Genomic DNA, 26,963 nt, shown 5'->3' with positions numbered 1-26,963 from the left:
AACTCTCTCTTTACCGTACAGGTGTTTTGTAACCTTGCGGACGCTGTTCGTGCCAACGCCATGCATCTTGAATGATGGTGTCGATTTCCGTCCGGCTTGGTGTCCAGCCTAAGATCGTTTTGGCTTTATCGGATCCGGCAATCAATGTACTCGGATCTCCGGCACGTCGTGCGACGACTTGTTCCGGAATCGCATGTCCCGTCACGCGACGGGCAGCTTCGATGATTTCCCGGACCGAAAAGCCGCGGCTTGAACCGAGATTAAAGACATCACTCGTGTTGCCCTGTTTTAGATACTCCAGCGCAAGCAGATGGGCATCGATTAAATCCTCCACATGGATATAGTCGCGAATACACGTGCCGTCTTCCGTCGCATAATCATCGCCGTAAATCGAAATCATCGGCCGTTGACCGTTGGCGACTTCGAGGACGAGCGGAACCAAATGGGTTTCCGGTGTGTGATCTTCTCCGATTTCACCTGTTGCACGTGCGCCGGCGACGTTAAAGTAACGGAGCGCCACATACTGGAGACCGTACGCGGTTTCACACCAACGCATCATCTTCTCCATCATCAGTTTCGTTTCACCGTAGGCGTTTGTCGGGTTCGTCGTTGCCGTCTCGAGAATCGGCATCTGTTCCTGCTCGCCGTATGTGGCCGCGGTTGATGAGAAGACAATCTGCTTCACATCATGCGCCATCATTGCTTCAAGCAACACTTGTGTGCCGTAGACGTTGTTGTCGAAATAAGCGAGCGGATGCTCCATCGATTCCCCGACTAACGAGAAGGCTGCAAAATGAACGACCTGATCGATTGTTTCCGTCTCAAACACGGTGTCAAGGAAGGCACGATCCCGGATATCCCCTTCGTAAAAACGGGCTTTCGGATGAACGGCTTCACGGTGACCCGACTTTAAATGATCGACCACGACGACGTCCTGACCGGCATCCACCAGTTGATAGACTGCATGTGATCCGATATAACCTGCTCCACCTACTACGAGTACTGCCATTTAAATGACCTCCTGTTCGACTTCTCGTGCTCCATCACCAACAGTTGCCGTATAGAACGATGCCGGATAACCGATTGTCGTCTCGTACGCTTGACCGACTTCCGTCATGAATGTCTCGACCGTTTCGTCTTCGACGATGGCAATCGCACAACCGCCAAAACCGGCACCCGTCATTCGGGCACCAAGGACTCCCGGTTGCGCCCACGCCGCTTCGACCAATGTATCCAGCTCTTTCCCCGTCACTTCGTAATCCACCCGCAACGAACGGTGTGAGGCATTCATCAGTTGACCGAATGCTTCGAGTCTCTCTTCTTTTAGAGCATCGAGCGCCTGCAACGTCCGCTCGTTTTCAGAAATCGCGTGACGTGCCCGTCGTTGCAATCGTTCATCTTCAAAAGAAATCGTTTCGAATTCATCCATCGACCATTGACCGAGTGATGCATACGGACGGTACTGTTGCAGATAGGTCAGTGCTGCTTCACATTCCGAGCGGCGTTCGTTGTATTTCGAATCGGCCAGCTCACGGCGCTTATTCGTATTCATGATGATGATCGTATAACCGGATAAATCGAGTGGTGCATACGTATAGTCAAGTGTCTCACAGTCAAGTAAGAGTCCGTATCCCGCTTTGCCCATCCCGATGGCAAATTGGTCCATGATGCCGCTGTTGACACCGATGTAGTGATTTTCAACCTGTTGACCGTATTTGACAAGTTCAATCCGGTCGACATTCAGATTGTACAGTTTGTCGAGCAAGACACCGATTACCAGTTCAAGAGAAGCGGACGAAGACAGTCCGGCCCCGTTCGGGATATCACCTTTGATTAAAATGTCGCACCCTGTATCAATCCGGTAACCGGCTTCCCGTAAGACATGAATCATGCCCTTGGCATAGTTGGCCCAGCCATCGGCAGATTGATGTGTCAAGTCATCCCCTGCGACTTCGATGATGCCGTCAGCTTCAAAGTTCAGCGAATAAAACCGGAAGACCGCATCATCGCGCTTGCGGGCAACCGCATGCGTTCCAAGCGTCAAAGCACACGGAAAGACATGTCCACCATTGTAGTCTGTATGTTCTCCGATCAAGTTAATACGACCCGGTGCAAAAAAGCGGTGGGTCGACGGTTGACCGAATTGTTGTTCAAAAATCTGTTCTAATGTCTGGTATGTCATGCGATCGGCTCCTTTGACTCTGATGTAGGAAGGCTGCGGTGAACCGGCTGAATGTGTAGACAACGGGCTTCATAATCTGTCGTATAAGTAATCGTCAATCCTTGCTGCATCAAGTAGGCCCCGCTGAGCTGACGCCCGTCGACCTGATACAAACCTGTCTTCTCAAGTCCGTTCAGACGGAAGTGGTACTGGTTTGAGCCGTGCTGACGCATCGGCGCTACTGCCAGGACAACCGTTTGATCGTTTGACGTATATTGCATGAGGGAAGCCGCCATGCGGTCTGCCGACAACCGGTACTGACGTCCGAATTGAACGGTTTCCCGAATTGTTTTATACGTCGCAATCCACTCGGTTGCTTCCGTTAACTCTTCCGCTGTCCATTCGCTTAAGTTGCCGCCGATGCCAAGTGTTCCTTGCATCGATGAGACGAAACGTGTCGCAAGCGGTAAGTTCCGGCCGTTCAGCCAGTTCGGACCATCCGTCACCCAACAACTCATCATCTTTGCATTATAGGCAAACGAGAAATCATGTTGGATCGTCAACCGGTCCAGTGGATCCGTGTTATCACTCGTCCAGACCTGTTCCGTCCGTTTGAGAATTCCAAGATCAATTCTTCCTCCGCCTCCGGCACAGGCTTCAAAATCCACTTCCGGGTGACGTGTCCGCAACTCGTCAAAGATCCGGTACAAGGCATCGACATGACGCTTCCATAATTCCTGTTGTGCTGCTGGTGTTGCTTCCGGAACGCCCGGTTCTGAAAAAGCACGGTTCATGTCCCATTTGATGTAATCAATCGCGTGTGTCTCAAGCAACTCATCCATCATCTCAAACACAAATTGTTCGACTTGCGGTAAACCAAGGTTCAGAACAAACTGATTGCGTGATGTCGTCCGGTGTGCACCGGGACTATGGTAAATCCAATCGGGATGCGTCCGGTAAAGGTTTGAATCTGGATTCACCATTTCCGGTTCGACCCATAGACCAAACTGCATGTTTTGTTGTTTCACGTACTCGATCAACGGGGTTAAACCGTCCGGAAATTTTTCCGGATTCACGACCCAGTCACCGAGACCGGCCTGATCAGAGTTTCGTTCACCGAACCAGCCGTCATCGACGACGAACAGTTCACAACCAATCGCAGCAGCCTGGTCGACGAGCGCCCGTTGTCCGTGTTCCGTCACGTCAAAATAGGTCGCTTCCCAGGAATTGTAGAGGACGGGCCGGACCTTGTTCCGTTCCGATTCCGGCATGATGATGTCACGCTGGAAATCATGCGCCCGGGCACTCATCCCGGAAAAGCCGTCTGCCGCATACCCGATATAAAAGTCCGGTGTTGCAAGATGTTGACCGGCTTCGAGTTTCCAACTGAAATCAAACTCATTCATCCCGCCGGATACTTGAACGAATCCAAAGGCATCCTGCTCGAAGTGCATCGACCAGTTACCGGAATAGGCAAAATGTCCGTAAATGACTTCCCCGGTTGATTCGGTCGCCCCTTGTTCAAGTGCAAACCAGGGATTCGCCTGATGACTTGTCACACCCCGCCGGCTGTCAATCGTCTTACGTCCCGGCGTTAGTGGTGTCACCTGTTTTTGGAATTCGCCGGTCCATGTCCCCGCGAAGTGGTGCACGTTCAAGTTCGGTCGTTGCAGAATTCCCATCGCAAAGGATTGGGCTGTCGTCAACCGGACCGGTTGTGTTCCGGTATTTTCAATCACGAGCGACCGTCCGATCATATCGTACGCTTCGTACAGGTCGTATTTGATGCCGACCCGGAGTTCTTGTAACGAATCAAACAACCATAACGTCAATCCACTGCCGGATTGCTCGGCGCGTTCAAAAGCGAACTGACTGATTCGTTGTCCGTCCTCCCGTTCTGATTTTAAAGTCGGCTCCGTGTAGACCATCTCACCAAACGGAATGAAGTCGTAGACCGCGACACCATCCGGTGATTCAAATGAGCTGTGCGCAAGAACCGGATTCGGCAATGCTTCATAGTCGGATGGATACGGCAGACGTGCTCCAAAATACGTATGCAACACTTTACCGTGCTGTCCGATCGTCACGACATGCGCGACGTGTTGTCCTTCGAGGACGAACCGCTGATTCGGCAGTTCAAGAATGGCCATGGTCGTTCTCCTCCTTACGTTGTCAGAATCAGCGTCTCGAGTGGGGCGAGTGTCACTGTTCCACTATATGTCTCGTTCGTATTCAACTCTTTATAGGCAGCATCGAGCACAACGTCCCGGCTTGCTTTCGTATCATGGTTCATCAGGAAGAGGAAATCACGTGTCTCCCCGTGACGGCGGACGACTTCGACTTGATCCGGCGCTTCAAACGTCTGAACGCCGGCATCGAGAAACGCTTGCCGGTAAATCGTATCGATCATCGCATCATCAATCGATGCGCCGATGTAGGTAATTGTTCCTTTGTATTCGTTACGTGTCACGGCAGCGATCCCGTCATAAAACGTATCCCGGTAGACAGCAAGCGGTTCAGCTGACGTCGGTGTAATCAAGTCACACCATATTCGGGCCGGTGAACCTTGTCCGGCGAATGCTCCGATGCCTTCAATCCGGTTTTCCTGTACAGCCTGCAACGATTCGTACTCATCGATTTCGATTCCTGCATACGGTGCGAATTTCCCTGGTAACGTTAACGGCAAGACATTGTTATGCGGGTCCTTGACGCCGGTCCGGTACGTGAAGATGACGTGTCCGCCCTGCTCCATGTAATCAATCAGTGCTTGGTCAAATGTCGGGTTCGTCAGGAAATACAGCGGAACGATGATTAATTTGTATTGATCCAGTTTGTCACCCGGGAATACGATATCCGTCGACGCTTGACGACGGACGGCACCGCCGTAGAACCGGACGAACTCGGTCCGGAAATCAAACGCATCGCTGTGCGGCTGATGTGTCCAGGCCCAGACATTTTCCTGATCAAAATAGACGCCGACTTCCGCTTGATAGCTGCTCGCATTGATCTCGTCACCAAACGTATTGAGTTCGGTCATGATCTGTTTGACTTCGTTGAATTTGCGTTTCGGTTTTCCATCGTGATCGATGATACCGTGGCAAAACTCTTCCGTCCCGAACAAAGCAGCCCGGAAGCGGAAATAGACGATCGCTTCGGCACCGCGCGCGACAGCCTGATACGTCCACAACCGGATATGACCGGGACGCGGCAAGTAACCGATTTTACTCCAGCCTTGCGCTCCACTGAGCTGTTCCATCACCCAAAAACCTTTCCCTTGTTTTGAGGAGCGGCAAAGGTCATGATCGCTGGCCATCTTCTCAAAACGGTTCGGTTCCGGCAAACCACCCCAGACCGGATAGTTATCAAAGGCGACATAATCGAGATCCTGTGCCATCTGCTGTTGATTGACGGCCATATCACTGTAAACGAGGTTATGTGTAATGAAGGCGTCCGGATGAATATGTTCCCGGAGTGCATCGACTTGGAGTTTGTTGTAATGGTTATACCCGTCGGCACAGAAGCGGTCAAAGTCGACGAGTAACGACGGATTATGTTCCTGGTAGACTTTCCGCGGTACCGGGATTTGCTCCCATGCCGTATAGGTCTGACTCCAGAAGACGGTTCCCCATGTTTCATTTAACGCGTCAAGCGTCTCGTAGCGGTTTTTCAGCCACAGCTGGAATGCAGCCCGGTCGATGTCGCTGTAAGAACGATCTGATTTTTCATGACCGTATTCGTTGTCCGTCTGCCAACCGATCACACGCGGATGTTTCCCGTACCGTTTCGCCATTTCAGTCGTAATGGCAACCGAAAACTTTTGATATGTTTCACTGTGAACCGTGTAGTGACGACGGGCTCCGAAGCTGATTGTCACGCCATGCTCGTCTGCCGGAAGAATCTCCGGATACTTGTGGCACATCCATGCCGGCGGTGTCGCCGTCGGTGTCCCGAGTACGATATCAAAATCGGCGGCACTTAAGCGTTCGATGATATCGTCCCAAAACCGGAAGTCGTAAACTCCTTCTTCCGGCTCCATCATCGTCCAGGCAAATTCCGCCAACCGCACGACGTTGACACCAAGTTCTTTCATCAAACGGAAATCTTCCTCCCATAACGCACGTGGAGTTTGTTCCGGGTAATAATCGACGCCTAAATACATTGTGCTCCTCCTGACTGAAAACAAATTATTTTACTGCACCTGCCGTCATTCCTTTTTGGAAGAAACGTTGGAAGAAGATATAGAAGACCATTGTCGGTAAACTGATTAAGACGAGTGACGCATAGATTTTACCTGGGTCACCGCCGAGTGCATCTTTGAAGAAACTTGGTGCCATCGTGACCGTTTGATAAGCCGGATCCGTCATGAACGTCAGGACCATCAAATACTCATTCCACGAGTTGAGGAACGCATAGATCAACGCTGTCGCAAGAGCCGGTTTCGCGAGCGGCAACATGACTTTGAAGAAGACTTCCAAGATCGTTGCGCCGTCAATGTACGCGGCTTCCATTAATTCGTTTGGTAATTCGTCAAAATATCCTTTGATCAGCATTAAACCGAACGGGAGGAAGAAGGCAACTTCTGCCCCGATCAAACCCCAGTGGTTGTTGAGACCGTCAAACGAACGTAACGTGAAGAACAGTGGCACAATCATCGAAGCGACCGGTAACATCAGACCGGCGAGTACCATGTTGAACAACAGACGTTTTCCGGCGAATTCGAGTTTCGAAAAGGCGAATGCTGCAAACGCGAGAATCGTGATCGAGATGATGATCATGAAGAAGGCGACGAAGAAACTGTTAAAGACGAATGTCGGGAAGTTCGGGTTTTGCAGCGTTGCGATATAGTTTTCAAATCCGTTGACACGTAAGCTCTCCTTGAACATGACAAAGATCGGGAACAGCCAGACGATCGAAGCAAGCATCAGGACGAGGTTGATTACCCAACGGCTTTTTTTAGATTCTACATTCATGGGACGTTCCTCCTTAGTTATCCATTTTCTTTTGAACACGTAACTGGATGTACGTAATCAGTAAAGCGATTGTCAGCAAGATGATGGCAACGGCACTTGAAAAACCGACTTCTTGTTGCAGCATCGATTTACGGAACAGGTACGTCGAGATGAATTCTGTTGAAGAACCGGGGCCACCGGCCGTCGTGATCCAGACCAGGTCAAACGTCTTCAGACCACCGATTACACCGAGAATCGATAACGTGAACGTCGTTCCTTTTAAGTTCGGGAAGACGATACTCCAAAGCGTCCGGAAGAATCCGGCACCATCGATTTTAGCGGCTTCAAAGATTTCTTTTTCAATTGTCAGCATCGCCATGTAGTACATGACCATCGATGAACCTGTCCATTGGAAGATGTTGATGGCAATGACCGAGTACAACGCGATATCCGGATCACCCAGCCAGTTTTGTTCTAAGCTGCCGAGACCGATTGCCCGGAGAAATTCGTTGATGTAACCGAATTGGAAGTCATAAATTTGTGAGAACGCGGCACCGAGTACAACCGGACTCAGGACAACCGGGAAGAAGAAGACCGATTTCATGGCAGTCCGTAACGGTCCCTGTGTGTGCAGGAAGTACGCGAGAACAAGACCGATAAAGGCTTGAATCGTAACCGTTAAAATCGTGAAGATGAACGTGTTTTTAAGCGAGAGATAGAAATCCGGATCACGGAACATTTCCGCGTAGTTTTCAAACCCGACGAAGACTTTATCGAACGAAATCCCGTCCCATGAGAAGAAGGAGTTATACGCGTTATAGAAAATCCCGTAATAAATAAACGCGACGACAAACAGGACGATGGGTCCGACGAACGCCCAACCGACCATGTTTTGCTTCATTTTGCCTTTTCTTTTCTTTTTCGGAACGTTTGAACGGGGTGCTGGTTTCAGCGTTTCCGCTTTTGGTTTGATCGGCAATTCTTGTTGCTCTGTCTGCATAACGATTTCCCCACTTTCTTGATCTTAAAAATCAGGAAGTGGCACGCAGGGCGCACCACTTCACTGTATCGTTCTTATTTTTTCGATTGATCGGCTGCATCCTGAACACGTTGGAGTGCTTCTTTCGGATTTTGACCCGTCGCGATGTTTTGAAGTTCCTTACCGAGGATATCGTTAAGTTTTGTATCACGGATACCACGGCTTGCTACAGCTTTAGAAAGTGTTTCGTTCAGCATTTTGTACGACTCTTTTTCCCCTTCGGATGTGAAGGCTGCATCTGAATCAATTTTGACCTCTTTGATTCCCGGTGCCATTTCGAACTCGCCCATGTAGACTTCCTGTCCTTCACCTTGGCTCATGAAGGCAACGAACTCAGCTGCACCTTCTTGTTGTTTTGATTCTTTGTTGACGGCAAGCGCCATGTCGATTGATGCGATGATTGGTTGTTCTGTTCCACCTGCAAGGTTTGGAAGTGGTGTGAAGCCAAGCTCATCTTTGATTTTCCATTTGTCTTTTTTCTCAGCTGTCGTCATCGAGTGCGCTTCCCATGAACCGATGACCCACATCGCTGCTTTTTTATCGAAGAACTGGTTCATCCCGTCATTGTATGTCGCAAGTCCGAGTGCACCTTCTTGGAAGACTTTCTTTTCAAACAGATCTTGCCAGATTTGCGCTGTCTTGACCATCTCGTCGTCTGTCCATTTCGCTTCGCCAGATAAGACTTTTTGGATGTAACCCGGTGCTACCTGGTGGCTTAAGACGTTGTAGACATCGATATCGATCCAGGCATCTTTTGCTCCGAGCATCAACGGAATGACTTTATCACCGGACGCTTTGATCTTTTTGACAGCATCGACTGTTTCTTTGTAGTTTTTCGGTGGCGTCACGCCGTATTTATCAAGCATCGTTTTGTTGTACATCAAGTAGGCTTGACCCGTAAAGCCGATTGGAACTGCATATTGTTTGCCGTCAATCGTCGTTTGATCAATTCCGAGCTCAACGAATTTATCTTTCCATCCTTTGCCGGCTGCTTTATCCATGTAAGAATCGACCGGTACGACACGGTCTTTGTATTGTTGAATCATTGGTTCTTTTAAGCCGATGATGTCTGGTCCCTTACCAGATAACATCGCGACTTGAAGTTGCTTTTCGTAATCTTCACTGTACCGTTTGAATTCGACGACGTATTTGTCTTGTGATTTATTGAAGGCATCGACGACTTCCTTACCAGCTTCAGGCTGAGGTGCCCAACCCCACCAGGAAATGATCGTTTTTCCGTCTTTGGTTGTGGCTTGTTTTTCATCTTCGCCGCCACAAGCTGCGAGAAGTGCCGATAATGTCAGAACTGATGCAGCTGCGAGAACTTTTGTTTTTTTGAATTTCATGTGAGTGATCCCCTTTGTATGTGAGTGGTCAAGCGTACTTTCTAAGCTGTTGCCCTTCAAACTTTGCGTGTTGACACCATTGTTCGATGACTTCCATGCCAATCGGCATCCGTTGGAGTTGAATCAAGACCCGTGCAATCAGTCGCAGACGATAGTCGAGCGTGTCCATTTCCGGTGTCACGAACAGATAAAATTCTCCACCGAGCGTCAAACAACCGGCTGTGCGCATGTGTTGCATCAACACCCGTAATTCGATGTATCCGTTCTCATTTTTTCGAAGATGAAGTTCTGAAGACCGAATCGTCAGTACCCCTTGTACGGACGACATTCGAAATTGAAAGACTCCATCTTGTCGTGGCCGAACGAGAACGCCGTCCTGATCTGCAGACCGCTTATCTCCCGGCTGTTGTTCCGTCATATCTCCTGTCAAACGGTTCACGTAAAAGCCACGGATTGCTCCGTAACGCCCGAAAGCTTCACGGTAGGAAACCCATAAATCCTCTGTTTCCATCTGCGCGACGCCCCCTTCTTTCTGTTTCAGCTTAACCGGTCCCTGCCGGTCTGCATCCACCTCCACTAGTTGATGAAAACTTAGTAAATTAAATTTATTATCTAACTTTAAGAAAACTATAGCACATGCTGATTTGTTTTGTAAACGGTTTCAAAAAATATTTTTTCAACGTTTATTTCCATCAAAAAAAGCCTGTTGAATCCGGTAAGCAACACCGTCATCCAACAAGCTGATTTTAAATCGTTCGGAAAATACTATTGGTCGCCAAAGCAGCCGCGCTGAGCGCCCCTTGTTTTTCACTCCAAGGAACCATCTTGACGTCGGTTTCACGTGAAGCGGTCGTCAAAGCCGTGTGCTCGACCCGTTCTTTAATTTGATTGACGATTGATGGTGCCAGTTCGAACATCGGGCCCCCGAGTAAAATACGTTTCGGATTGATCAGATGAATCGTATTCAGGACACCGATTCCGATGTATTCGCCGGCCCGGTGGTACGCGGCTTTCGCATACGGATCCCCGTCCGTCAGACGTTTTCTCAGTTCCGTCAGTGTTTTGACTTGCGGGTCAATGGCTTCAAAATCACGCAACAGCGCTTTTTCCCCAGCCAACGCTTCGAGACATCCCCGATTCCCGCAGGAACAAATCGGACCGTCCAAATCAAGCCGCATATGCCCGACCTCACCTGTAATGTGATTTTCGCCGTCAATCAGTTTCCCGTCCAGGACATACGCGCCCCCGATCCCTTCTCCGGCATACAGATAGAAAAATTGATCGACTCCGACACCTTCTCCGAATAACAATTCGAAGGAAGCGAGAGCCCGGACATCGTTTTCGATGAAGACCGGGTACGCAAAATGCTGCTCCAAATGTTCCTTTAAGGCGACATCGTGGAGATGAAAACGAGGAGCAAACAGAATCACTCCGGTCTCCGGATTGACCATCCCATGAACGGATATGCCGATGCCGTGAATCGTTCCGACCTGCTCCGTTGCCTCAATCAGTTCCTCACACAACAGAACGACGGCCTCCATTAATTCTTCGTTTGTATCAAATTTCCCCATCGTTTCCACTTCGTGAATCGTATTTCCGCTTAAATCCGCGATGACTCCGATGAAACGGTGACTTGTCGCATCAATCCCGATGACATATTGTTCTTTCGCCACGAGTTCAAGCAAAATTGGCTTTCGTCCTCCGTTTGAGACACCGAGTTCACGCTCTGTCACGAGTTGATCCGAAATCAATTCTCCGACGATATTCGAAACGGTCGGTTTCGTCAGTTTTGTTTGTTGTGCCAGTTCGACCCGTGAAATCGGTTGATGCATCCGAATCAAACGTAATACCAGTGCCCGATTGTAGGAACGCATCCACTTAGAATTTCGTGGCATCTCTTTCACCATGTTCGTCCCGCATCCCTTCCATTTTTGTCTCTATTCCTATTCTCGCATATTTTGTAAGGGATTTCATGATTAGCTAAAGATTCGTCCTTTTAACTTTTCTCAGAAAAAATCCACGGTATCCTCACGGGAAAATTAAGCTTCATCGTATGGCTGCTCAATGACAAGGATACGGCTTCCATCCGGATTTTCTGTCAGTTCCATTTCGATAATGGCTTTACCGACCAGTAAGACAATCGGCAGATTCGAATCCGTTTTCCGGAAAAATCCGACCCGTCCCTGATACGTATCCATATAGTCTGCAAATAAAAAGGTTCCATTGATATGAACCTCATCCTGATTCGAGTTGAATTCAAGATGAGGAACCTCAAACCGGGCTTCCCCATTCAAATACAACAACGGTTTTTTCCCTATCACTTCGCTTGATTCCCGCCGCATCTCAATCGCTCCTTCCGTCTCATAGTACAATCGATCGGTTCCTCTCGTCGCAATGACAATCGGATTTCCTTGATATAAGACGATTTCTAAAATTTCATCTGCTTGTTCCACGTAGTAACCTGTTGTATCCGCTGTCGCAAAACCTATCGTATAGAGTTGCATCCAGGCGACGATATCCGGTACTTCGACCGGTTTTAAAAAGAGCGCGGATACGAGATGCGCCCCTTCAGAAGTCATCACAAGATTGACATAAATATCTGCCAACTGTATCGTCCGTACTTGGGTCGAAGGATACAATTCATCATAGTTTGATACCAATACCGCTTCGTAATAGTCATCCATCTCTCGCAGTTCAAGTGGTGGCATTCGACGATCAAAGTCGGCAATCTGGATGCGTTTCATAGTTGAAGTGCCTCCTTTTAAGTGAGTTTTCTTTGTGCCCTCAGTTAAGGATTACCCAATATCTGGTTCGCTTGCACTCCCCTAAAACGAAAAAAATCACCCGGAGCTACAGGGTGATCAGTCATTTCACAAAAAATTGATACAGCAGATATAAGGCAAAGCCAATCACTACAAGGATCGTGAAAATGTTAGCTGTTCCAAAAAATACACGATTGGCCGTTTCATTCCGATCTTCAGGCTTACGATCCATTACGAGAACCCCTTTGCTAAAATCCGATTTTTTCCATCTTATACTTACAGGAATTCTCGAATGAACGGTTAAGGACCTGCTGTTTTAATTATTTTTTTGCACCATTCGCAAAAAATACGAGTGTTTCTTCTTCGTCTGTCGTCAAGTCCCGTCCGACCAGATCACGATACAGCCGGCGCATCTCCGATACATGTCCTTCTGCTTGTTTTGTCACTTCGATGATTTGGCGTAAGACGTGTACCTCTTGCTCAAACGCGTCTTTTGCCATCGCTTCGCCGTGAGACCAGACATAATAATCCGCCTCGTATTCAGCAATCGTATCTAACAACCGCGTTGTTTGATTGACCGTATAATTCCACTTGTCGGAGAAAATATCCGCATACATGGCATCTCCTAAAAATAAAACCCGTTCTTCCGGAATATAGACAAGAGCACTCCCTGGTGAGTGGTCATTCTCGACTTGCCGTAACAGACACGTCACGCCCCCGAGGTCGATTCCAAGTTCTCCCGTGAAACGAATCGTCGGCAAGATGACTTCGATCTCCCGATCCTTCCCGAACTCCAGTTTGATGGCATCCGCACAAAACGGAATTTCAATGCCTTGACGGATCCGTTCTTCCAGTGCCTCATCCGTCCATTCGTAGTCCAGCATTTTCTGCATTTCTTCCACTGTCCGGTTCGTCGCGATCGTTGGTACCGCCATCTGTTTTATGCCGAAAATATGATCCCAGTGCCAATGCGTCAATGCGACGAGATCCGGTCGTCCTAGCCCCTGTTTCTCCATCTCGTCCAAAAAGAGTATCGCGTGCTGACTTGAGTTTCCGGCATCAATTACAATACTCCGGTCGTCTCCCGTAATGACGGCAACGATCGGCCGATCCGTTTCACTGACCGGCGTTTGATACCAGATCCGGTCCGTTAATTGTTTAAACTGTTGCATTTTCATCGCCTCCTGTTTGTAGTATAACGAAAAAGTCCATCCGGATGATTTCCGAATGGACCAGTCGAATCGACTTACTTCTTATTTTGCTTTTGACGGAACGGCCACCAGACACCCGGTCCGAACGATACCGTGATCGCTGGAATCAGGAGCGGTAAGACAATCAATCCGTACAGGAGCAGACCCGTGATAACGATTGTTGCAATCTGAACCAGACTCAGGACACCCGACGGCATCATCGCACCAAACGTTCCGGCAAGGATGATGGCAGCCGTGATGATGACAGATCCCATTTTCTTCATCGAAACATACATCGCTTCATTCGTCTCGAGTCCATTGATCGTTTCTTCGCGGAACCGGTCGAGCAGGAAGATCGAGTAATCGATACCAAGAGCGACGAGCATAACGAATCCGAAGAACGGAACGGCCCAGCTGATGCCGTCATAACCAAGACCGTTGACGAAGATCAGTTCAGCAATCGATACCGACGTATAGTACGTCAACAGGAGCGAACCGATCATAAACAGCGGCATGATCAATGAACGGAACATGATCGCAAGGACGATGAACAAACTGATGATCATGATGACGACCGTCCGTGAGAAATCGGCTTTTGACGTATCATTTAAATCACTGTTGATGCTTGAGATACCGCCGTAAGCAACTTGTGCCTGTTCAAGCGGTGTATCTTTCAGTGTGCTCGCTGTCGTTTTCTTGATGGCAGCGACCGTTTCGATCGCTTCCGGTGAATACGGATCATCATTCAGGATGACTTCGAATTTCAGACCGGTTTGATCATCAATCGTATAACGGTCAATGACAGGTTCGAAGTCTTTACTCACTAAGGTATCTTTTGGAATGAACATCCCGGTACCGCGAATCGTTTTGGCGTTCCCCATCTCTTTCAGGAAATCGGCAGCTTCCGTTAATCCATCTTCGATTTTACCAAGCCCTGCATTGGCAGATCCGACACCATCCGCCAGTTGGGTTAATCCGGTACCGAGTTGACCGGCTTGTGCACCTTGTGTTTCAATCCCGGTTGCCGCTTGTGCGATCCCCGTTTGAATTTGGGTCAATTGACCGGATAACGCTGTCAATGTCCCGACAGTTTGCGGAATGTTTTCCGCAGATTGTAACCCTTGACCAACAAGCGTTAACTGTTGATTGATTTGACCGAGACCGTCTGCGGCCTGCTGCAGCTGTGCTGCTCCTGCCGACGCTTGATCTCCGGCCGGAAGCTGACCACTGATAGTCTGTAAGTTGCCTTCTACAGTCTGAAGACCCTGACCAACTTCACCGAGTCCATCTTTTGCATCCGTCAGACCAGATGCAACTTGTTTAAGTTGTTGATCGACATATAAATCGTCAATGACATCACCCGTCGGACGTGAGATGGACCGGACAGCTTTGACGCCATCCAGTTTGACCAGTTCGCGGCTCAACTGTTCTGCATAAGGAACCGTTTTTTCAGTCACGATGTTTTGGTCGTCCTTCAGGATAATATTGACCGGCAACGACTCACCCGCACCAAAGCCGTCTGAAATGGCATTTAATCCTTTGACCGTTTCATATTTTGCACCAATCTCATCGACGGTGTTGAACGATAGATCGTCATCATACGTGAACAGGGTCGGGATCGTCACCACAGCGACGATTGCCATCGCAAGCAATGGACGACGAATCGATAATCCACCGTACCGGGCCCACAAACGACTGTCTTGATGACTCGCCGCATTTTTTGACGGCCAGAACAATTTCTCTTTTAACGTCGCCATGAAAAACGGAACCAGTGTAAAGAGAACCAGTAACAAGACTGCGATTCCGACCGCAACGGCGACCGACGATTTAAAGATCGGGAAATCAGCGAACCCGATTGCCGAGAAGCCGACGAGGACGGCAAGACCACTGATGAGAAGAGTCCGTCCCGCTGTTTTATAGGTGTTGACGATGGCTGTCTCGACATCATGTCCGGCAGTCAACTCTTCTTTGTACCGGCTCAGAAGCAGGATACAGTAATCCGTCCCGATCCCAAAGAGAATCGCCACAAGGAAAATCTGCGTGAAGTTCGAGACGGGGAATCCGAACCAATCAACGAAAAAGGCGACAAATGATTGACTCATTAAATACGTGACACCCACCGCAAATAATGGAACGAATGGTGTGACAATCGAACGGAAAACAATTAACAACAGTCCAAAAATCAGACCGACTGTGATTAATTCCGTTCGTTTTAACCCTTCTTGTGAGCTTTTGTTCACATCGGCATTGATGAGTGATTCACCCGTCAGATAGATCGTCCGGTCATCCGGTAAGAGATCACTTCGGATATCTTCAGCGAGTGCCGTGATTTCTTCCTGTGAACCATCAACGGTAATCGGAACGAGGACTGTTTTTTTGTCTTTTGAAATCAGTTGTCCTTCCGTTTCCTTACTCTCAAACGGATTCAGGACTCCAGTCACCGGTTTATCCAGTTTCTCTAAATCTTTAACGATTTGACCGATTTCCATCCGGTCTTCTTTCGTGACGGCTTCCTTTAGCGGAATGACCAGCGAAATCGTTTCTTCACTTGCACCGGCTGCTTTTAAAATATCCGCTGCCCGTTGTGAATCCGTATCACTCGCGAGCTGAATGGCACCCGCATCTTCTGCTTGTTTCGATAAGTTTGGTGCCGCTAAAAATAATCCGACTGTCGCAAGCAACAAGACGATTACGATCGGCCAACGCCATTTGACGATTTGTCGCATTCCCGTTCCACCTCTTCTGTGTCTGTTTTTCTGAATTAATCTTCAATCTTTAAAATAGCTTTGACTTTCCGGAACGTCTCGATGAACTGTTTGATCTCATCATCGTCGACCTTGCCATCAATCAATTGTTCCAAATAACTGTAAATCGCTTGGTCCGACGCTTCGACGACTTCTTTCCCGGCTTCCGTCAAAATAATCCGTTTTGTCCGGTGATCATCTTCCGAACGTTCGACTTCGACCAGGCCGTGTTCATTTAACTTTTTCAGACGATTGGAAATCGCACTTTTATGAACTCCTTGAATGACGGCAATCCGCCCGGAAGCAATCGGTCCATATTTATCGACCAGCTTCAGCAAATGGAGTTGTTCTGGTGAATAGAGACGCCAAACCGGTGAATCAACTGATTTCAGGACACGTTCTGTCCCGTGAATCATCACCTCTTCAAATAATTGAACGGCTTCCCGCAGATTTTCTTTCATGATTAGTTTACCCCCTAAACTCATATCAGTAGTTTAGCCCCTAAACCAGATGGCGTCAACTCCAAACTGTCACAATTATCCTGACATGTAAATCCAATTTTCGTTATGATGGAAGAGAGGATTTATCTTACTGAAGGAGGGCTAAACATGACCGTCTTATTTTGGATTGCTTTAGTAATCTGTGTACTTGGACTTATTTTTACAGTAATGGTCGGACAGAGTCGAAACGAAGAAACGTACAGCAACAGCCAGACAGCCAAAAACATGTCCTGGATGTATCTAGTCTTGTTGCCGGTTATTTTGATCATCTTAGGCATTTTTTATTATTTATTAACTTAAAAACATCACTGAACATCAAACAGGCTGCTTCGATTCTTCATCGAAACAGCCTGTTTGTGTGGTATTCACTTGAGTGTTTTCGGGCGAACGATATAGATATCACACTTCGCATAACGGGTAATGTTTTCAGAGACACTCCCGATCATGATTCGTTCCATTGCATTCATTCCGACAGCGCCACAGACAATCAGCCCTGCCCCGACACGCGGTGCGATGACTTTCGGGATTAATGTTTTCGGTGATCCGCTTTCGATGACCAGTTCAACTTCCGCTACGCCTTCCTCGACCGCCCGTTTTTGATATTTATCAAGGAGTTCCTGGGCGTACTCCGTGACATTTTGATCGATGAAGCGCTGGTTCGCACGGACATTCGCAAAGGTTTGAATATCGATGACATGTGTGATGACGAGTTTTGCTTGATCGAGTTTCGCGAACTGAACGGCTTTTTCAAAAGCTAAGTCTGCTGTTTTGGAGCCGTCGACTGCTACTAAAATCGTGTGATAATGGCTATCCATCGTCGTTCACCCTTTCCACTCTGGCACGGTTACAACATCCGGTCGTTTTCGTTCTCAAGTGCCCGGTTTTCATGGTCAAGCTTCCGCTCAGCCTCAATGCCTTCCGGTTCACTCTCTAAAATACTTTGGGGTTCTGGTTTAGGACGTCTTGCCCCTTCTTCATCCGCCAACAGAACATAAGACCCGTGTTTGACGCTTGTCACATGTCGTTCCATGTCGCCTTCCGGCAGCCCTAACGATTGGAAGGCTTCACGGGTTTCTTCTTCCGTTACCGGCTTTCCAGTAAATCGTTCGAATAACGTCCGTTTCCCTGAAACAAGCTGTGCTGCCGATTGGCCGCGTAACATCGCCATATCGGTTTTATCTTGCAGGACGATGTATAAGTCTTCTTCCAGATATCCGGCAAAGTGTAAGTCTTCAATCTGACGAATCAAATCCGTCTCATTATCATATGTTCCGATCAACTGCTTTTTCCCCATTGGTCATTTCCCCCTTTTATACTTCTATAAGGGATATACCCCAAAAAACCAAAAGCAATGACACCAACTGCCGCTTTCTTAAGAAACCGGTCTTTTTTCTTGCGCAAACAACCGGTCCCGTTTCCGAAAGACAAGAACTACCGCCACCAGGACTGCTATGACGCTCATGACTGTCACGCCTTGTTGAAAGTCCGTTAAACGTCCATTAAAGAACAGACCGACATAATACCAAATCATGACAAGACCAAATACCCAGTCAGTATGCACGAAAATAAAAAATACGATGCCGCAGGCAAATAAAATTAACATGACGGTCACCTACTCGGATGTCGTCAGCCCAAACAAATCTTCAAACCGGAAATCACGCAGAATACGAAATGGTAAAATTAATATCTGGATACTCGACCAGGCAAGAAAAACGGAAAAAGGAGAACGCATCCACGGGGAACGGTTCGGATGATGTTGTACTTTCATATAGATGATACATAAACTGATAAACGAAATCGTTGTCAATACAAGTTCCCATGGAGGACCGACGATACTACTCGCTCCGTATCCGAGCATCGTCAATATAAACCAGCCGCTGATATCAAAAATTAATGTCCGGTCAGCCGGGTACGCTTGGACAGGCCGGATACACCAAATCAGCAAAGTCGTATAGACAACACCAAACACCGCATCCGTAAACGATGCCGGCACGATGGCAAGAGGCTCTCCCGTCGGCGGTTCATACCAGACGACACGTGCTAAAAGGACAAATAAAAAGCTGATTAAATTTAACAGGCGAAGTCCGGTCAATGATTGCATTCCTGTACACCTCCTCAGGTATTTATTTCCCGGGTGTTACATGAAGAAAACAAAAAAATACCGTTTCACCGAAACCGATTTCGTGAATAAAGAATTACAAAGGGAGCGATATCTTATGGAACCTTTCATTCAACCATTTCAGTACAATTTCATCCGTGGTCAGGTCGATGCGATGATTCAGCAATTGGGTACCGTCCATGATCCCGACGTCCGGGACGCCGTCATTTACAGTGCCTCTAAAAAAATCTTTGATTTGCTTCCGGTTTTGACTGCCGAACAGGAGGCGTTATTGATGGTGGTTCGAACCGTTCAAACCGAGACGGATTCCGCCCGGTACCTCGAGGATATCCAACCGTTCGTCCAATCTTTCCCGTCGATTACCGAACAGCAACTGCAGCAACTGTTTCGAAAAACGAAAAAGTTACGGCATCCGCCCCTTCACTCAATCGATTTTCTTAAGACGACCTATTTAAGTTGGAACGACACCGGGAATAAAAAGAAATTTTTTGTCTATCCTTTAAAAGGAGAATGGATTGGAATCGAAGGCACGTATCTTCCGACGATTCAAAAAGGCATCTGTACAATCTGCAATCAATATAGTGATGTCACCCTTGTCTCCGCCCGGACGAATCAATCAGCTGATCAATACCGGGCAATCGGAAATTATATTTGTATCGACAGTGACCATTGCAATGAGCAGGTGACTAATCCGACCGCTTTGGAGAAATTACTGAGTAAGATGAAATGAGTCAAAAAAAGTCCCCGACAGTTGTCAGGGACTCTTTGCTTGATTCAGACTTCCACATGAAATTGATTTTTCCCGCGCCGCTTCGCTTCATACATCGCGACATCCGCCTGTTCGATCAAAGCTGTCCGGGAGGTCGCATGCGTCGGATAAACAGCGCCGCCAATACTTGCCGTCATGAAGACAGGCGTGTCTTTCAGAATGAACGGCCGTTCGAATAACTGAACCAGCTGTCGGCCACATGCTTCGATGTCCGATTCGTCTTTGACATCAAATAACAGTAAAACAAACTCATCCCCGCCTTGTCGGGAGATGACCGTATTATGCGGCAATTTTTTTTCAAGACGGTTGGCGATATCAATAATCAACTGATCTCCAATTTGATGGCCGTATGTATCGTTCACTTGCTTAAAATGATCAATATCGATGAAAAACAGACCGACAAATCGTTGATGAATTTCCGCCCGGCGAAGTTCCTCTTTGAACAAGCGGGCAAACAAATACCGGTTCGGTAAATTCGTCAGTGCGTCATGATAGGCCATATGCTCCATCTCTTCCAATGCCTGTTCGAGTGCTGCCGTCCGCTCCTCGACTTTCGCCTCAAGATTTTCCCGCAACCGTTGATTGTCCATCACGATCCGAACCTGCCTTGAAATCAATAAAGGAATGGCAATCATTAAACCAATCGTCAAACCATTCCAACTGACGGCTTGACGTGCCATTGTCACAAACAAAATCAACAGGAAGACATACGGTGTCACGAGACGAATCCCGTCTAGAATCCGCCGGTTGACGTTAAATCCGATCGGCTGTTCACCAACGTCGAATATCAGTCCCGCCCCGCCAATTAATAAGACGGTCGCAATCCAAATCGGATCCAGCCACATCAAAGAAATCGGAAAATTGGTTCGATCCAAAATGACGTATAATAAATCCGCAATTAATTGCAGATGAAAACCAATCAATATCATCAGAAGCGGGATACTGTTTTCACGTTTCATGACACCAAAGAACAGGATTAACATCCCACCCAGTAACAGCAGATCTCCTAATGGATAACGGAGTAACAACAGTGTTTCCATGCTGAACAGTTCCGCCTGTTCCAAATACGGCGTGACGAGATAATGCCAGGAAATCGCTCCTGTCACAATCAAAATGATGAGTTCATCAAATAGGAAAAATCGTAAATTCACTTCTGAACGGCGACTGATTAAAAAATAACAAAAAGCCAGCAAATAAAATCCGATTTGCAGACTGAATATTAAATCAATTCCATCAAATATTTCGGAACGTTCCAAGTGCTGTTGGGACACGATCAATTCTAACGTTTCGCCAATCGCCAGCGACATATTTCCGAATAAGAGCAGTAAAAATAGACGTTGCGTAAATGGACGATTCGGATGACGCCGCGCCGCTAATACCAACATGATCGTCGAAAGGACAGCGCCTAGAATCATGAACAGGCTGTTCCCTGTTCTCGAAAGGTCCGATGATGTACCGACGATTCCTAACCATAACAAATGAGACATCACCCATCCGCCGATGATGGTATAGATTAGTTTATGCATCGTCCACGCCCTTTCTTTTGTCCTAGTTCGTTTGTCCTATATGTTTATCGGCAAATCTTTCTGTTTTTTAACTATCTTTTCATTATATTTAAATATTCACTGAACGTCTTGTGTTTTCTCTCAGCGCTTGAAAAATTATTGTAAAACAAAAACAGGTACCGGTTGCCGAAGCAATCCGATACCTGTTTGGATTAGACATTTTCCAATGCGTGCAACGGCAGGGCGACCGTAAAGGTGCTTCCCTTTCCGACAGTCGATTCGACATGAATCACACCGTCATGTTCTTTGACGATTTCCTTACAAATCGAAAGACCAAGTCCCGTACCCCCGATTCGTCGTGTATCTGAATTATCCACACGATAAAATTTATCAAACAGATGGGCAAAGGCATATTGTGGAATCCCGATACCGTGATCGGTAATCTGAATCGTCGCATTTTCTTGATCCGCGCTGACTGTAATGTCAACCTGTCCACCGTCCGGTGAATACTTGATGGCGTTGTTGACTAAATTGTTCAGCAACTGCTTAATCCGTGTTTCGTCTCCAATAATCGCTGGTCGTTCTACACTCAACACGTGAAGTTGAATATCGTGAAGTCCGTTTGACGCCTTATAGACACCAATTACTTGATCGACGATCGAATACAAATCAAGGTGAGCCATTTGGTAACGTTGTCCACCGGATTGCATCCGTTGAACATCGAGGAAATCGGTCACCAAATTCGACAGCCGTTCCGTTTCATTATGAATCGTCGACAAATATTTCTGTTGTTTTATCGCATCAATCTCTCGATTGAGCATCAATTCCGTGAATCCGTAAATCGAAGACAAGGGAGTCCGCAATTCGTGAGACACCGTCGAAACGAGTTCTGTCTTCAGACGATCCGCTTCTGTTTCCCGGGTAATATCACGGATGACGAGGATGACCCCTTTCCAGCCACCTTCAATATCGATTCGTTCTGCATATACTTCAAGATGTGCCGAATTACCACGGACATCAAATTGAACTTTATCCGGAGAAACTTCTCCAGAACGTATCAAGTCTAAGTAATCGTTAAATCGTTCGACATCATCGACGATATTACGCATCACTTCAATCACATAACTGGCCGACGATAAAGTCCGGTCCGTCGTAAATTCGGTTTGCAATTCTGGTATCAGTTCGAACAACGGACGATTGACATATAATTCATCATTTCCGTCTTCCAGATAGATAATCGCTTCCCGGATTGAGTCGAGGACCTGCTCGGTTTTTTGTTTTTCCTGTTTCATCTCGTCATACGAACGCGTCCGTAATAAGGATAAAGTCATCTGCTGAGAAAAATCACGCATGTCCGCTAGATGCTGAGACTGATACGGTGATTGGTATCGAACCATATAGACAGCAGCCATCAATTGGTTTGTTGATGGATCGTAAATCGGCAAGGCGACTTCATGTGTACTAAAGCTGTACGGTGTATCGTCCGTTCGTGAGACCCGCTTTTCCGACTGAACGACTTTCGTCCCTAACCGCATCCGGTTCAATAAGGAATTCTCATCATCCAGTAAGGATTGAATCTGTTGTATCTTCATGCCGTTCGTCGTCGCACCGATGTAAACGCCATTGTCATACAATAATAAAGCGCCATACTCGGAAGACGTAATATCCAACATTTTTTGAACAATCGCCGGGTACGATTCGACCGTTTCCCGGACAGCGAGTGCTTCCGTTAATTCGCTGCGCATCTTCAGCTTCTCTTCGTTTTGTTTCGTCGCCTGATATGCCTCTTCGAGTTCTTCTTGTTGCGATTGTAATTCTTCTTGTTGGGCCAGTAATTCTTCACTCTGTGCCTGTAACTCTTCGTTTTTATTCTGCATCTCTTCTTTGTGTAGATTGGTCGTCACAGCCATCTGATTAAAGGATGAGCGCAACATGCCAATCTCATCTGTCCGCCGCTCCATGACATCCATCTCAATCGGCTCGTTTCGTGACAGCTTTCGATTGTCCTCAATCAGGCGTAATAACTGTTTCGTCATTCGTTTCAGGAACGGATGAACAAACAGTAAAATAAAGATAATCAGGACAAAGATACTCGAAATCCAAACCCATTTCGTTTTTGCGACCTCACTCCGCAGGTTGGCAACGGCTGTATCCTGCTGTTGTTGTAAATTATTCCGGTATTCATTTAATGCCGAAGATGCTTTTTCAATATCCGGTTCGACATCAATTGAACCGTCCGCTGTTTGTTTTAATTGACCTTGTTCCACCAATCGTTTAGCAATCGGTAATGAGAACAGACTGTCACCCTGTAAAAAATCTTCATTGATTTGATTCGCCTTTTTTTCATTTACGTACGACTGGGTCAAAGGAAACAAGGCTCCATAATATAAGTTGTACATATTCGTCATTTGGGTAGCGAATTCTTCTTCTTCATCCGTTTTGGCTTTACGGGTAAACCAGTCCGTTTCACTTTTGATTTCTGTCCGTAGCTCCTGGATTTGATCAAAACGTTCCTGGTTACCGAAAATGACAAATCCCCGCAAACCAAACTGGACGTTCTGCCAGTTATCCCATAAATGATCTGCGCGACGATTTTGTTCGCTGATGACTTCTAAGTTATCGCGTGATGATTCGATTCGATTTTCCATATAACCATAAACCATAAAGGAAGTCATCGAAACCAAAAACAGTAAGACATATAATACTGCCAGTAGTTGCCGCCCGATTCGTCTCCGAATCCAATTAATCATGAAATATCCTCCTCATCATTCGCTTCGAATGATGCTTTTTTAAAAAATAGTCGAATCAATTAAAAGTAACATATTTTCAAAAAAAATACTTTAAAAGTAAGATAACTCATCAAAAAAAAAAGCACCCTTTTTCGTTTTACCCGAAAAAGGGTGCTTTTAAGACTTATTTCTTCGCTTTTTTGACGACAACTGTTGTCTTCGTACTCGTTTGTTTCAAGTCATTTTTGAGATAAACATACAGCTTCGCTCCTGCTTTTTGTTTCGTAATCTTCACAGAAAACGTTCCTTTAGAAGTAACGGTTCCTTTGGCGATGACTTTTTTCTTCGCATTTTGGATATACACATGCGTTTTTTTCTCACCTGTACCGGTTACTTTCGTTTGACCGGCTGTCACCGGCTTTACTTTCGGTGCAGCTGGCGGAGCAAGAACCGTAATGACGGTCGCTTTGCTCGAACGGTTGGCAATATCTTTTACCGTGATCGCAAGACGGGCATTAGGGGCTAATTTCGCGACTTTGACCGTGAATTTCCCTTTACTGTCGACAACGGCTTTTCCGATTACTTTCTTTTTTGAATCTTTAATTGTAATTTTACCATTGATGATGGCTGTACCGGTTACTTTCGTTGCTCCGGCCAACACACGGTTGACTTTCGGTGCAGCCGGCGCTTTCCCTGGCAAAACTTCCGTCCGTTCCGATGTCACGTCAAGACCGTTCGCATAACGAATCGTCAAGACAGATGTTTTTTCCTGACGGGGAATCGCCACACTGTATTTACCGGCTGTTGCTGTTGTTTTTGCCAACATTTTTGCCGTGTCTTTTGTATCCGTCAACTTTTTCGTCGACCAAACTTCAACTTTTGTACCCGTTTTAACTTGTCCGCTGACAACAAGCTGGTTGTCATAGACCGGGTTCACTTTTCCGTTTAGGTGCAATTGCGAGATCGCACGTGTGATGTTGACTTTTCCATATCCCGATACCGGGCTGACGAATGCCGGGAAGTCCGGTGTCATTTCTTTTTCATATCCTGGTGGATACTCATCTTCCATATCTTCGTCTTCATCATCGTACCAATCGTTCGGATTCTCAAAGGCAAGCGGTTCAGCACTTGTCCGTAAGATTGTCTCGATTTGTTTTGGCGTCAATTTTGAATCGAGTGACGCAAGAATTCCGGCAACGGCTGCGACGTGCGGTGACGCCATGCTTGTTCCGTCCATATAAACGGTATTACCGTCCGGAACAAGACTTGCAATTTTTGAACCTGGTGCGACAACATCGAGTCCGATGCCGTAGTTCGAATAATCAGCAACCATACCGAGCGGATTTGTCGCTCCGACAGAAATGGCGTATTCTGAACTGGCCGGGAAACCAACGGACATATCGTATTCGTTACCTGACGCTGCGACGACCGTTACACCGCGATCTGCCGCATATTTCATCATATATGCCATCGTCCGGCTTTCACCGCCGCCAAGACTCATATTGATGATTTTTGCCCCGTGATCAACTGCATATTTAATTCCGAGTGCGATCGCATCCGTTTCCCCTTCACCGTTGGCGTTCAAAACCTTAACGGGAAGAATTTTCGCCGATTGATGGATGCCGCGAATGCCGTAATCATTTTCAAGGGCTGCTGCAATCACACCTGAGACGTGTGTTCCGTGACCGTTATCGTCGAGTGCATTTCCGTTCCCGTTCACATCGACGTAGTTCTTTTCCTGGGCAATATCAACTTTCCCTTGTAAATCCTTCAGGCGGTAATCCACCCCTGTATCAATAACTGCAATCGTGACTGGTTTCAACTTTTGACCTGCATTGTTTTTCAGGAATTTTTCGAATCCGATTCCCGCATCCGGGAACTGTTCGACGCTCGATTTTTGGTTGAGCGACCATTGGTAGTCATAGTTGATGTCACCAGTTGCTCGGTATGTCTGAACTTCTTCGACATACTCAACAGCACTTGATTTTTTCAACGATTGTTTCAGGACTGCTGCCGACTGATTTTTAACCGTCGGATCTTCCGTGACGATGACAAACTGACCTGTTTTACCAAGCGATAACTTCTCAACGTCTGTTGCCTGTGTACCGGCGATTTTCATCGTCCGCTCTGTATGACCCGGTTTCAGCTTAACGATGAACCGTGTTTTAGCTTCTGATTTCACTTGAATACCAAATGGTTTGAAGGCATCCGTCAAATTGGATCCACCAATTGTTTCAATGTTCGCCGTTTTCGCGACTTGATTGATTTCCGTTGCGATGACTTCCGGTGATGCGTCACGAGTCAACGCGTATAAACGGTTGACCGCTGCTTGATCGGTTTTCGTCAATGTGTATGATGTACCGTTGACAAGAGCAGACATGGCCGGCTTCAGTGATTTTAAATCTTCATATGCTTGTGTCCGTTTGTCTTTGTTGAACAACAAGGTTTTGACGACGTATGGTGATGCCTTGTAGTACAACGACGTTAAACTGCGTCCTTGTTCCGACTGGCTCAACACTTGTTTTTGAATCGCATGCATCAAGGCAAGCATCGGTTTTTCGTCCGATGTTTGTTTCAGTGCTTCTTCCGCCATACAGCTGATATCGCTGATTGGCTCATATTCGACAGCCAATTTGACATTATTGTACGTCAAGTTGACATTTGCTGGTTTGACCGTCTTATCTTCTTCGATTTCCGGATAATAATCGACTTTGACGTAATATGGTCCGTCCCATGCATACGGAACAGCGATTTTTGTGACGTCCTTATCGTTTGGTTCTGCATATCCGCGGTAACGGTCAAATGTCTCATCTTTTGATGCCATCTCTTGACTAGGGTAAGCCGTTACTTCGATCGGCTGATCCGTATCAATCGATAATTCAAAATGTGTCGCCGTTTTTTCAATCCCGGCTTGATGATCGACCTTATACCAATATGTATTCGTTTTATTCGTTCCTGTTTCCAGAAGCGTTTCCTGTCCTGCCTTTAATAAGACAGCTTCCGACAATTCATTTGCCGCTGCTGTTTTAACAGCTGATGGTCCGATTCCGAGCGTCAGAATCAAACAGCTCAGCATGAGCCAAATCGTTAACTTTTTCACAATGTTCCTCCTCAAGATATGATCTTACATTGTGTCTAGTATAAACAATA

The 26,963-nt window shown here is 47.0% G+C and carries 23 protein-coding genes; 2 read left to right on the top strand and 21 right to left on the bottom strand.

The annotated features are described in order from the left end of the window. Positions 1 to 10: 10 nt before the first annotated feature. From galE to HNY42_RS03335, 14 genes are all read right to left on the bottom strand, one after another. On the bottom strand, positions 11 to 1,009 hold the full coding sequence (galE, locus tag HNY42_RS03395; RefSeq protein ID WP_114597053.1) for a UDP-glucose 4-epimerase GalE: 999 nt from the start codon (positions 1,007 to 1,009) through the stop codon (positions 11 to 13). Continuing rightward, positions 1,010 to 2,182, bottom strand: coding sequence for a galactokinase (locus HNY42_RS03390; protein WP_188005110.1), 1,173 nt, complete (start codon positions 2,180 to 2,182; stop codon positions 1,010 to 1,012). After that, on the bottom strand, positions 2,179 to 4,311 hold the full coding sequence (locus HNY42_RS03385) for an alpha-galactosidase (RefSeq protein WP_188005109.1): 2,133 nt from the start codon (positions 4,309 to 4,311) through the stop codon (positions 2,179 to 2,181). The genes HNY42_RS03390 and HNY42_RS03385 overlap by 4 nt, the downstream gene beginning before the upstream one ends. 14 nt (positions 4,312 to 4,325) lie before the next feature. Next, entirely contained in the window at positions 4,326 to 6,320 is a 1,995-nt protein-coding gene (locus HNY42_RS03380; protein ID WP_188005108.1) for a beta-galactosidase, read from the bottom strand. A gap of 25 nt (positions 6,321 to 6,345) precedes the next feature. Then, positions 6,346 to 7,131, bottom strand: a complete 786-nt coding sequence (locus HNY42_RS03375) for a carbohydrate ABC transporter permease (protein WP_026829378.1) — start codon at positions 7,129 to 7,131, stop codon at positions 6,346 to 6,348. Between the two features lie 13 nt (positions 7,132 to 7,144). Next, positions 7,145 to 8,110 carry a carbohydrate ABC transporter permease gene (locus HNY42_RS03370; RefSeq protein ID WP_114597049.1) on the bottom strand — a complete coding sequence of 322 codons (966 nt, stop codon included), beginning with the start codon at positions 8,108 to 8,110 and terminating at the stop codon, positions 7,145 to 7,147. Between the two features lie 74 nt (positions 8,111 to 8,184). Then, positions 8,185 to 9,495 carry an ABC transporter substrate-binding protein gene (locus tag HNY42_RS03365; RefSeq protein WP_131503376.1) on the bottom strand — a complete coding sequence of 437 codons (1,311 nt, stop codon included), beginning with the start codon at positions 9,493 to 9,495 and terminating at the stop codon, positions 8,185 to 8,187. 28 nt (positions 9,496 to 9,523) lie between these two features. Continuing rightward, positions 9,524 to 10,006, bottom strand: coding sequence for a hypothetical protein (locus HNY42_RS03360; protein ID WP_188005107.1), 483 nt, complete (start codon positions 10,004 to 10,006; stop codon positions 9,524 to 9,526). A gap of 235 nt (positions 10,007 to 10,241) precedes the next feature. Next, positions 10,242 to 11,390 (bottom strand): ROK family transcriptional regulator, encoded by a 1,149-nt coding sequence (locus tag HNY42_RS03355; protein ID WP_255508418.1) that lies wholly within the window; start codon positions 11,388 to 11,390, stop codon positions 10,242 to 10,244. A gap of 144 nt (positions 11,391 to 11,534) precedes the next feature. Then, positions 11,535 to 12,239, bottom strand: coding sequence for a hypothetical protein (locus HNY42_RS03350; RefSeq protein WP_131503373.1), 705 nt, complete (start codon positions 12,237 to 12,239; stop codon positions 11,535 to 11,537). Positions 12,240 to 12,360: 121 nt separating this feature from the next. After that, positions 12,361 to 12,489 carry a hypothetical protein gene (locus tag HNY42_RS16220; RefSeq protein ID WP_255508417.1) on the bottom strand — a complete coding sequence of 43 codons (129 nt, stop codon included), beginning with the start codon at positions 12,487 to 12,489 and terminating at the stop codon, positions 12,361 to 12,363. A gap of 88 nt (positions 12,490 to 12,577) precedes the next feature. Beyond that, positions 12,578 to 13,429: an MBL fold metallo-hydrolase gene (locus HNY42_RS03345; protein ID WP_188005105.1), complete on the bottom strand. Its 852-nt coding sequence runs from the start codon at positions 13,427 to 13,429 to the stop codon at positions 12,578 to 12,580. Positions 13,430 to 13,503: 74 nt separating this feature from the next. Beyond that, positions 13,504 to 16,173: an MMPL family transporter gene (locus HNY42_RS03340; RefSeq protein ID WP_188005104.1), complete on the bottom strand. Its 2,670-nt coding sequence runs from the start codon at positions 16,171 to 16,173 to the stop codon at positions 13,504 to 13,506. A gap of 35 nt (positions 16,174 to 16,208) precedes the next feature. Continuing rightward, on the bottom strand, positions 16,209 to 16,652 hold the full coding sequence (locus tag HNY42_RS03335; RefSeq protein WP_026829386.1) for a MarR family winged helix-turn-helix transcriptional regulator: 444 nt from the start codon (positions 16,650 to 16,652) through the stop codon (positions 16,209 to 16,211). 147 nt (positions 16,653 to 16,799) lie between these two features. Between HNY42_RS03335 and HNY42_RS03330 the strand changes: the two genes are divergently transcribed. Next, on the top strand, positions 16,800 to 16,991 hold the full coding sequence (locus tag HNY42_RS03330; protein ID WP_012369273.1) for a hypothetical protein: 192 nt from the start codon (positions 16,800 to 16,802) through the stop codon (positions 16,989 to 16,991). Positions 16,992 to 17,056: 65 nt separating this feature from the next. On the opposite strand, the gene HNY42_RS03325 is transcribed toward HNY42_RS03330, so the two are convergent. The 4 genes from HNY42_RS03325 to HNY42_RS03310 all read right to left on the bottom strand — a co-directional run bounded on the left by HNY42_RS03325 (position 17,057) and on the right by HNY42_RS03310 (position 18,792). Beyond that, positions 17,057 to 17,506: a universal stress protein gene (locus HNY42_RS03325; protein WP_114597045.1), complete on the bottom strand. Its 450-nt coding sequence runs from the start codon at positions 17,504 to 17,506 to the stop codon at positions 17,057 to 17,059. Positions 17,507 to 17,535: 29 nt separating this feature from the next. Further along, on the bottom strand, positions 17,536 to 17,985 hold the full coding sequence (locus tag HNY42_RS03320; protein WP_188005103.1) for a general stress protein: 450 nt from the start codon (positions 17,983 to 17,985) through the stop codon (positions 17,536 to 17,538). A gap of 78 nt (positions 17,986 to 18,063) precedes the next feature. Further along, positions 18,064 to 18,294: a hypothetical protein gene (locus HNY42_RS03315; protein ID WP_188005102.1), complete on the bottom strand. Its 231-nt coding sequence runs from the start codon at positions 18,292 to 18,294 to the stop codon at positions 18,064 to 18,066. 9 nt (positions 18,295 to 18,303) lie between these two features. Then, positions 18,304 to 18,792 (bottom strand): hypothetical protein, encoded by a 489-nt coding sequence (locus HNY42_RS03310; RefSeq protein ID WP_188005101.1) that lies wholly within the window; start codon positions 18,790 to 18,792, stop codon positions 18,304 to 18,306. 115 nt (positions 18,793 to 18,907) lie between these two features. Here HNY42_RS03310 and HNY42_RS03305 point away from each other — a divergent pair, with 115 nt between their 5' ends. Continuing rightward, positions 18,908 to 19,540 carry a FusB/FusC family EF-G-binding protein gene (locus HNY42_RS03305; protein ID WP_165871670.1) on the top strand — a complete coding sequence of 211 codons (633 nt, stop codon included), beginning with the start codon at positions 18,908 to 18,910 and terminating at the stop codon, positions 19,538 to 19,540. Positions 19,541 to 19,584: 44 nt separating this feature from the next. On the opposite strand, the gene HNY42_RS03300 is transcribed toward HNY42_RS03305, so the two are convergent. The 3 genes from HNY42_RS03300 to HNY42_RS03290 form a co-directional block, all read right to left on the bottom strand. After that, positions 19,585 to 21,105 carry a GGDEF domain-containing protein gene (locus HNY42_RS03300; protein WP_188005100.1) on the bottom strand — a complete coding sequence of 507 codons (1,521 nt, stop codon included), beginning with the start codon at positions 21,103 to 21,105 and terminating at the stop codon, positions 19,585 to 19,587. Positions 21,106 to 21,296: 191 nt separating this feature from the next. Next, positions 21,297 to 23,834 (bottom strand): ATP-binding protein, encoded by a 2,538-nt coding sequence (locus HNY42_RS03295; RefSeq protein ID WP_131973335.1) that lies wholly within the window; start codon positions 23,832 to 23,834, stop codon positions 21,297 to 21,299. Positions 23,835 to 23,997: 163 nt separating this feature from the next. Beyond that, positions 23,998 to 26,913: a S8 family peptidase gene (locus tag HNY42_RS03290; RefSeq protein ID WP_188005099.1), complete on the bottom strand. Its 2,916-nt coding sequence runs from the start codon at positions 26,911 to 26,913 to the stop codon at positions 23,998 to 24,000. Between the last annotated feature and the right edge of the window lie 50 nt (positions 26,914 to 26,963).

The sequence above is a fragment of the Exiguobacterium sp. Helios genome (assembly GCF_014524545.1).
In the GTDB taxonomy this organism is placed as follows: domain Bacteria; phylum Bacillota; class Bacilli; order Exiguobacteriales; family Exiguobacteriaceae; genus Exiguobacterium_A.
Note: the sequence above shows the minus strand (reverse complement) of the source record. Positions and strands in the feature narration are given on the sequence as shown.

What these genes read in the sequence shown, in the direction of transcription:
- HNY42_RS03380 (WP_188005108.1), bottom strand. Translation starts at nt 6,320, where the DNA reads ATGTATTTAGGCGTCGATTATTACCCGGAACAAACTCCACGTGCGTTA.
- HNY42_RS03350 (WP_131503373.1), bottom strand. Translation starts at nt 12,239, where the DNA reads ATGAAACGCATCCAGATTGCCGACTTTGATCGTCGAATGCCACCACTT.
- HNY42_RS03320 (WP_188005103.1), bottom strand. Translation starts at nt 17,985, where the DNA reads ATGGGGAAAAAGCAGTTGATCGGAACATATGATAATGAGACGGATTTG.
- HNY42_RS03325 (WP_114597045.1), bottom strand. Translation starts at nt 17,506, where the DNA reads ATGGATAGCCATTATCACACGATTTTAGTAGCAGTCGACGGCTCCAAA.
- HNY42_RS03365 (WP_131503376.1), bottom strand. Translation starts at nt 9,495, where the DNA reads ATGAAATTCAAAAAAACAAAAGTTCTCGCAGCTGCATCAGTTCTGACA.
- HNY42_RS16220 (WP_255508417.1), bottom strand. Translation starts at nt 12,489, where the DNA reads ATGGATCGTAAGCCTGAAGATCGGAATGAAACGGCCAATCGTGTATTT.
- galE (WP_114597053.1), bottom strand. Translation starts at nt 1,009, where the DNA reads ATGGCAGTACTCGTAGTAGGTGGAGCAGGTTATATCGGATCACATGCA.
- HNY42_RS03300 (WP_188005100.1), bottom strand. Translation starts at nt 21,105, where the DNA reads ATGCATAAACTAATCTATACCATCATCGGCGGATGGGTGATGTCTCAT.
- HNY42_RS03305 (WP_165871670.1), top strand. Translation starts at nt 18,908, where the DNA reads ATGGAACCTTTCATTCAACCATTTCAGTACAATTTCATCCGTGGTCAG.
- HNY42_RS03375 (WP_026829378.1), bottom strand. Translation starts at nt 7,131, where the DNA reads ATGAATGTAGAATCTAAAAAAAGCCGTTGGGTAATCAACCTCGTCCTG.
- HNY42_RS03390 (WP_188005110.1), bottom strand. Translation starts at nt 2,182, where the DNA reads ATGACATACCAGACATTAGAACAGATTTTTGAACAACAATTCGGTCAA.
- HNY42_RS03370 (WP_114597049.1), bottom strand. Translation starts at nt 8,110, where the DNA reads ATGCAGACAGAGCAACAAGAATTGCCGATCAAACCAAAAGCGGAAACG.
- HNY42_RS03295 (WP_131973335.1), bottom strand. Translation starts at nt 23,834, where the DNA reads ATGATTAATTGGATTCGGAGACGAATCGGGCGGCAACTACTGGCAGTA.
- HNY42_RS03310 (WP_188005101.1), bottom strand. Translation starts at nt 18,792, where the DNA reads ATGCAATCATTGACCGGACTTCGCCTGTTAAATTTAATCAGCTTTTTA.
- HNY42_RS03315 (WP_188005102.1), bottom strand. Translation starts at nt 18,294, where the DNA reads ATGTTAATTTTATTTGCCTGCGGCATCGTATTTTTTATTTTCGTGCAT.
- HNY42_RS03385 (WP_188005109.1), bottom strand. Translation starts at nt 4,311, where the DNA reads ATGGCCATTCTTGAACTGCCGAATCAGCGGTTCGTCCTCGAAGGACAA.
- HNY42_RS03340 (WP_188005104.1), bottom strand. Translation starts at nt 16,173, where the DNA reads ATGCGACAAATCGTCAAATGGCGTTGGCCGATCGTAATCGTCTTGTTG.
- HNY42_RS03355 (WP_255508418.1), bottom strand. Translation starts at nt 11,390, where the DNA reads ATGCCACGAAATTCTAAGTGGATGCGTTCCTACAATCGGGCACTGGTA.
- HNY42_RS03345 (WP_188005105.1), bottom strand. Translation starts at nt 13,429, where the DNA reads ATGCAACAGTTTAAACAATTAACGGACCGGATCTGGTATCAAACGCCG.
- HNY42_RS03330 (WP_012369273.1), top strand. Translation starts at nt 16,800, where the DNA reads ATGACCGTCTTATTTTGGATTGCTTTAGTAATCTGTGTACTTGGACTT.
- HNY42_RS03335 (WP_026829386.1), bottom strand. Translation starts at nt 16,652, where the DNA reads ATGAAAGAAAATCTGCGGGAAGCCGTTCAATTATTTGAAGAGGTGATG.
- HNY42_RS03360 (WP_188005107.1), bottom strand. Translation starts at nt 10,006, where the DNA reads ATGGAAACAGAGGATTTATGGGTTTCCTACCGTGAAGCTTTCGGGCGT.